This is a genomic window from Halovulum sp. GXIMD14793 (genome assembly GCF_054457435.1).
On record NZ_JBTLNE010000099.1, the window covers coordinates 1 to 6320 of the forward strand.

The following is a 6320-nucleotide window of genomic DNA, read 5'->3' on the forward strand; positions in this document are numbered from 1 at the left end:
CTTGAGCAATTTGAGGGCTCCGCGCCCGGCGCGCTTGCCCAAAACGAAACCAACGAATATGAAAACCAGACCCGCAGACTCTCGTTATGAATGAGGGAGCCTCGGGGGGCAGGTCACTGTACAGGCGATGTTGTCCATCAATTACCCAAGCAGATTTGTAGCTCGATGGAAGGTACATATTGACAAATTGAATGCCAAATAGCTCATTTTTCTCACGGATTTCGCATCGCGGCTTCTTTGAAAAATTGAGAATTATGTTTGTTGGGAAAAAACCACCATCAAGCAAGAAGCCTTGAATCTTTTTCATGCGATTCTTGCTTATCAGTCGTTGATAGCTTGGAGCGCTGCGTGGGTCATTGAGGGTGCGGTGATTAACAAACGAAATTTTAAGAAGCTGTTCAGGGGTGGCTACAAAAGCATAAAAATCGTGCCCGCCTAGCTTTCCGCGAATGGCAGGCACTTTTAAGCCATCTAGATTGGGTATCTTTTGCCCTTGAAGGAAATGAGCCAGAAATTGATACTTTCCAGCCGGACCGAGGTGGCCAGAAAGCTCCAGAAAATACCGAAGCTCCTTTTCAGTGATCACATGAATATTCTCGCCATCTGCGCGCGCTCGATCAGCGTCGCTCCAGATGATGTTGTTGGTCGCCAGAGCCCATATGATCTTCGGTTTAAAGGAGCGCCCGTAGTGCGAGCGCACTGAGTTTGCGATCTTCTTTTTCAAATTTGCGAACTCTTCTATATCTTTCTGAAGCGATTTCTTCTTCAACGCCCTTGATGTCTTGCATTCGATAACAACAACCGTATCGTCATCCTTTGCAAAAACGTCGATCTGCTTTTCACCTCCCGTTTTGCCACCTCGATTGAAGCGGACTTTGAAGTGCCGTCCTTGGTTCAGCTCTTCAAAACCAAGCTGCTCAAACAGAAGCCAGACGCGATTCTCAAAATTTTCGTCCTGGGCTTTAGGCTTCTTGACACGAACTTTGATCTTTAGCTTTCGATCAATTTCCCATCCGTTCTGCTCATACTCAGCGACCGCGCCGGAGACGATAGTTTCCCGAACAAAATGGTCCCTCCTCTTTAGACGTTCGGTCTTCCGCGACGCTTCAGTTTTCACTATCGGATGTAGAAGGGGATCTGCTTCCATAGGTTTGACTCAAATACTTTATGTTTTTACATAGTTGAGACGGCAACGGGGCCGAGTCAGGCTGGTGCCAACTTTGCACTAAATATTGCCGAATTCAATCTTTGCTTGTGCTACATGTTGCGCGCATTGATAGATTTACACTCAGATTTCAGGGTTTGGTATCCATGACGTGTTGTTCAGGCTACCTCCAAAATCAACTTCGGATCGAAATCGACTTCTTCACCGGGATATCCGCGCTGGTTCATCACAAAACGGATCTGGCCCCTCTCGCCGTCACCGATCCAGCTTCGTGCTTCATGGCTATGGCCGTAAATCCATGTGTGGATGCCAAAGCTCCGGATTTCAGCCCAAAGATCGTTGGCGAAGCCAGCGTTCATGGAGCGTTTGGCATCGCCGCCAAATTCGCGCCCCGGATGCAGTAGCTGGCGCACTGGCAGGTGGTGACTCATGACCACGGTTGGGCCATCATGTGGATTACGAAGAGCATCAAGAATAGCACCTTTGTCCTGCCGGTGTCGTTCAAGCATGTCATCAATGGTGAACCGTGTTTCCGAGGCGGTGTAGATTGCACGGTAGTCCTGCATATGCGCGGGAACCACAATCCGCGCGAGATGATCTAGCCCCGGATAGAGTTGTAAATCGGTCCAAAGGGTTGCACCGATAATCCGAACACCGGCGATTTCTGTCGTCGTGCCGTGCAACACTCGGATGTCCAGCCCCTCCGCTCGCAACACGGCGAGTTGGCGTTGTTCATCTTCCATCAACTCTGACCAGATCGACCCATAGGGTTCGTGGTTGCCCCAGATGACAACAACTGGGCATTGATATTTTCGGGCGGCTTGCGCGGGAATATCTAGGTGCCGCCCCTCGGTGTGGGTGTCACCTGCAATCAGGACGCCATCTACCCGGGTGCTCAGGCCGGGTAGGTCAAAGCCTTTCCAGAACTCATCGTGGAGGTCACTCCAGACTAGAAAACGTGCCACACCTGTCACGTCCGATCAGCCATTCAATTGCCCATTGCAAATTGCACAACTTTCCTAGGTAGCTCGCGCATTAGCTCTTCATCGCCTTGCCGGTGATTTGTTTGTAGTGGTCCGCCGACATCAACACGAAGGCAGGTTTACCATAGCGGGTGATCATGATCGGGTGCTCTTCTGACATTTTCAAAACCGCGTCTGTCTTGCGCCTTAGTGTGCTAATTGTGACCGTATGTATAGACGTGCTCATGGATCGATACCCTTGGTATATCGCTCAACGCTTGGCCAACAGCTGGCATGAGGGCAGTGACTGGTCGCCCATCATCAAAACCGCAATTCGTGCCATTCTATCCTGCTACACCACCAGTTCTTTGGCGATACCATAATCCGCCAGCGCGAACAGCACCACGTCCATTGTAGAAACGCCGAGTTCCTCGGCCTTACGCATAATCTCAACCTGCGCACTCATCGGCATTCGCAATTCCATAACCGACTCAAAGTCACTGTCCGGATTCTGATGCAGAAAGTCGAGCCATGTTGTCATGTTGTTCAGGCGTTCATTGGGTGATGTCATAGTTTCATATCCGAAGGTTGGGTGTCCGCATTCAGCTTCTCGTCGATCTGCGCATTCGTTGCCAAATGATCCTGAACAAGCAGATTATAGTCTATCAGCCGGAAATTCATGGTAATCGTCTCTCCCTGAGGAATATGCTCCGCCATATAGCTGACGCCGCAGTTTCGGCTTTCCCCAAGTGACAAATCCAGACGGTAGGCATATCTGCCACTGCTAGGTAAGCTGTGGTTGCATGCTTGAAAGACCACCGGATTGTAGTCGTCAGGCATTGCAATTGGTTCAAACGCACGATCCATCGCCCATCGCCACTTCTGTCCCAGCGACCCTCCGGGGTGATCAGATGGCTGACCATGAAGACTTTCAAGCTGGGCCAGCAACGCAGCGCCATCGGGGCCGTCACTTGCAGCAACTCGGACCTCACGCTGGATCGCGGTGACCACAGACCCGGATGCAGGTGTGGAAACGTCAATCTTGATGTTGTCAAATGGTTGCTGACTTTGGTTGCGCAGAAAGAAATCAATGCCCGGAGTTTCATAGCCAACGCGCAATTCCGTTCGAAATGCCACGCCCTCCGGACTCGTAACTTGCAGCGTTCCGCCAACGGGGGACAGCTCCTTTCCCAAGTGCTCCTCAATCAGGGCCAGCGCTTCAGTAATCGGCATTCCTGGCTTCACGCCAAGAATTGCGAATTCATAAGGCCGGGGTGGCACCTGAGATGTCTGTTGCAGTGTGTCATAGCCATCCGGCTGGGGGAGAGATTGGGCCAGACACGTGCCGGAAACGCCAAAGAGAAAGGATACAGTTAGCATTGTTCTAAAGGGCATCGGCAAACCTCAAAATTCATAGTTTGCTTCATATTTCACAGAATACTTCATAGAATCAAGCGTGATGTCGACGTCTTGATCTGGCATGGCCGAACCAGACGACATACTCCTTGAGGCATTTGCAAAAACTCTAAGACAACAACGCCTTAGCAAAGGGCTATCGCAAGAAGAGTTGGCGCATCGTGCTGGTGTCAGCATGCGCTATGTTTCACTATTAGAGAGCCGCCACCACCAGCCGAGCCTGTCTACAATTCGTGGGTTGTGTGTGGGGCTCGGTGTATCCATGGCCCAATTTGTAGACCAAATTGAGAATTGTATTGATAACTGAGGAATTCACATGATCCGAAATCCATTCGCAGTTAGTGAAAGCGGCCTTTTACGCCGGATCCCGATTGTATTTCATGCATTGCTTGTTGGAAGTATTCTTGCTTTGTTTCAAATTTCCGGCGCACAGTTCAAGGACCTTCTTCGGAGTTTCAATGATAGCGCAAATATGAGTTGGGGCTCCCTTTCTGTCTTTCTGATTCTTGTATGCGGCTACGTACTTGTTTTGCTCTTGCTCGCCTGCACGAAAATCCTCGTTGAATGGTTGGTTGACGGCAAATAGTATTTATTAGGCGAGTTGCATGCGAAATAATGTATGTAAATCTGAGTTTTATCCGTTGATCTTTCAGAGTACCCTCCACCCCAATCAATCTAAAAACAAAATGGTAATTTTAAAAGTATTTTCAAATACTTGACTTATTTTTCATAGGGCGTGAAATTCTGCCTCAAAGAGGAGAACTGCGTGTCAACCGATCTGGAAATGCAGCGATTGCGTCACGAGCGTATCAAGTATGAACTCCGCATCCGAAAGCTCACTTTCGCCTCCTTAAGTGAACGCGAAAGTGTTCATCATTCGCTTCTCGCAGGCGTCTCTTCTTCAAAAAAGCGCTCTGAGAAGGCAGCGAGGATACTGGCCAGCGCAATTGATACGACGCCTGAAGAACTATGGCCGGAAATTTATGGAGGCAATGATGAGTAGATAGCAAAAGAAAACCGTCGAATGCGTTCCAGCGCACCGACGGCTTCCCGAGAATGTCTCGTAAGGTTTGTTCCCTTTCGCAGACTCTCCACAAATCACCAAACAAAGTCAAGCCGAGCGACGCGCGGACCAATCCCGTGCGGCCAGTTCTGCTTGGCAATATTTCAAAGGAGAGCACTATGAAAAGTGATCTACGTCGCCTCGTGGAGCTGTCACTCCGCGACAACGAAACCAACAGCGGGATCGGGCGCAAACTTGGTTGTCATCGCGATACAGTCAGTCGAATGCGGGTGAAAATCAGATTGTCTGGTTTGACAGAGCAACAGTTTCAGGAAATGTCTGATGACGAGTTATTGTCCGTTTTCGGCCCGAAACGCAGAAAGAACATCGGGATATCAGTACCAAATTTTGATGCCCTGATTTTGGAGCTCCGAAAGCCCGCGAAAAACAAAGACCACCTCTATCAAGAGTATCTTAGGCAGGTCGACAGCGACCGAGAAAGTAAGCTTCGGCCCATGGGTAGAAGCACGTTTTATAAGGAGTTGAGAAACCGGCAAAAGTCGCGAGGCTTAGAATTTCGACATGTTCATCAGCCCGGAGGATGTATGCAGTTTGACTTCACTGGGAAGAAGCCATTTTACATCGACCGAAACGGAAAAAAGTGCATTGCAGAATTGGCAGTATCAATCCTGCCTTATAGCAATATGATCTTCGCGATTGCGCTGCGCTCGCAAAACCTGCGTGATACCGTGACAGCATTTTCCGAAACCCTTGAGTATTTCCAAGCCGTTCCCCGTGAGGTGATTGTTGATAATTTCAAGGCGGCAGTGACCACGCCTCGATGCGGAAAAAAGAAGGCGGTCGTTAACCGCCACTTCCGAGCTATGCTCGACCACTACTCAATTTTTCCGGACCCTGCGCGCGTCGCCAAAGCACGCGACAAAGGGGCAGTGGAGAACGCTGTGAGGATCGTTGAGGCTGAATTCATTGGCGCGGAACGTTTCTTGGGCTGTTCATCTTTGAAAGAACTGAACACACGTTTGCGAACCGTGGTCAGTCAATTGAATGATCGCCCCATGCCAACCTACCAAAATCGATCCCGACGAGAAATTTATTCGGCTGATGAACGTCCACATATGCGGCCTCTTCCCGCGATGCGCTATGAATACGGCGAGTGGCAAGAAGAAATTACCGTTCCGCTGCACTATCATGTTCGCGTCGGAGCAACCGAATACAGCGTTCCGCATCGAATTGTTGGCAGCAAAGTCAACATCAAGGTGACGTCACAGGCTGTCGAAGTCCATTCGGCGGGCATTTTGGTTGCCGTGCACGCCATCGCTGACGAAACAACGCGCCGCGTAACTTCGCCTGAACACCTGCCTGACAATCATCTGGCCATGACTGGGGATGATCAAGAAAGCGTTCTTGAGCGGGCGCGTAGACTAGGCAGCATCGTCTTGGAGTTCGTGGAAAAACATCTGGAAATTCACTCCAACAGAAAGGCTGCTCGCGACATGTGCAAACAATTTGAGCGCAAGATTCAGCACTACGGCAGTTCAACTTTCTTCGATGCTATCCGTGAGGCTATCGATAGGGACCAGATTACCGCGAAAGCGGTCTATAGCCTTCTCGACCGACCACGTCCCCTCATCGGAGATGACCTGCCCCCCGAGGCTCCCTCATTCATAACGAGAGTCTGCGGGTCTGGTTTTCATATTCGTTGGTTTCGTTTTGGGCAAGCGCGCCGGGCGCGGAGCCCTCAAATTGCTCAAGC

At 50.2% G+C, this 6320-nt stretch carries 8 protein-coding genes; 3 read left to right on the forward strand and 5 right to left on the reverse strand.

Features of this window, described 5'->3' with window-relative positions; genetic code table 11:
• The 5 genes from ACW9UQ_RS18080 to ACW9UQ_RS18100 all read right to left on the reverse strand — a co-directional run.
• Positions 1 to 1147, reverse strand: a 1147-nt coding sequence (locus ACW9UQ_RS18080) for a DGQHR domain-containing protein (protein WP_458932387.1), incomplete at its 3' end; no start/stop codon positions are given.
• Between the two features lie 176 nt (positions 1148 to 1323).
• Positions 1324 to 2130, reverse strand: coding sequence for a metallophosphoesterase (locus ACW9UQ_RS18085; protein ID WP_458932388.1), 807 nt, complete (start codon positions 2128 to 2130; stop codon positions 1324 to 1326).
• A gap of 70 nt (positions 2131 to 2200) precedes the next feature.
• Entirely contained in the window at positions 2201 to 2374 is a 174-nt protein-coding gene (locus ACW9UQ_RS18090) for a type II toxin-antitoxin system prevent-host-death family antitoxin (RefSeq protein WP_458932389.1), read from the reverse strand.
• A gap of 105 nt (positions 2375 to 2479) precedes the next feature.
• The gene (locus tag ACW9UQ_RS18095) at positions 2480 to 2698 is read right to left on the reverse strand and encodes a hypothetical protein (RefSeq protein ID WP_458932390.1); all 219 of its coding nucleotides are present in this window, start codon (positions 2696 to 2698) and stop codon (positions 2480 to 2482) included.
• A complete protein-coding gene (locus ACW9UQ_RS18100; protein WP_458932391.1) occupies positions 2695 to 3360 on the reverse strand; it encodes a hypothetical protein in 666 nt (221 codons plus the stop codon). Before ACW9UQ_RS18100 ends, ACW9UQ_RS18095 begins: the two co-directional genes overlap by 4 nt.
• Before the next feature lie 247 nt (positions 3361 to 3607).
• Between ACW9UQ_RS18100 and ACW9UQ_RS18105 the strand changes: the two genes are divergently transcribed.
• From ACW9UQ_RS18105 to istA, 3 genes are all read left to right on the forward strand, one after another.
• Positions 3608 to 3850 carry a helix-turn-helix domain-containing protein gene (locus ACW9UQ_RS18105; RefSeq protein ID WP_458932392.1) on the forward strand — a complete coding sequence of 81 codons (243 nt, stop codon included), beginning with the start codon at positions 3608 to 3610 and terminating at the stop codon, positions 3848 to 3850.
• 459 nt (positions 3851 to 4309) lie between these two features.
• Entirely contained in the window at positions 4310 to 4546 is a 237-nt protein-coding gene (locus tag ACW9UQ_RS18110) for a helix-turn-helix domain-containing protein (RefSeq protein WP_458932393.1), read from the forward strand.
• A 179-nt stretch (positions 4547 to 4725) separates the two neighbouring features.
• Positions 4726 to 6320: IS21 family transposase (istA, locus tag ACW9UQ_RS18115; RefSeq protein ID WP_458932394.1), on the forward strand; the 1595-nt coding region annotated here is incomplete at its 3' end.

Coding starts and splice junctions, on each gene's coding strand:
- ACW9UQ_RS18090 (WP_458932389.1), bottom strand. CDS start 2,374: ATGAGCACGTCTATACATACGGTCACAATTAGCACACTAAGGCGCAAG.
- ACW9UQ_RS18095 (WP_458932390.1), bottom strand. CDS start 2,698: ATGACATCACCCAATGAACGCCTGAACAACATGACAACATGGCTCGAC.
- ACW9UQ_RS18100 (WP_458932391.1), bottom strand. CDS start 3,360: ATGCCGATTACTGAAGCGCTGGCCCTGATTGAGGAGCACTTGGGAAAG.
- ACW9UQ_RS18105 (WP_458932392.1), top strand. CDS start 3,608: ATGGCCGAACCAGACGACATACTCCTTGAGGCATTTGCAAAAACTCTA.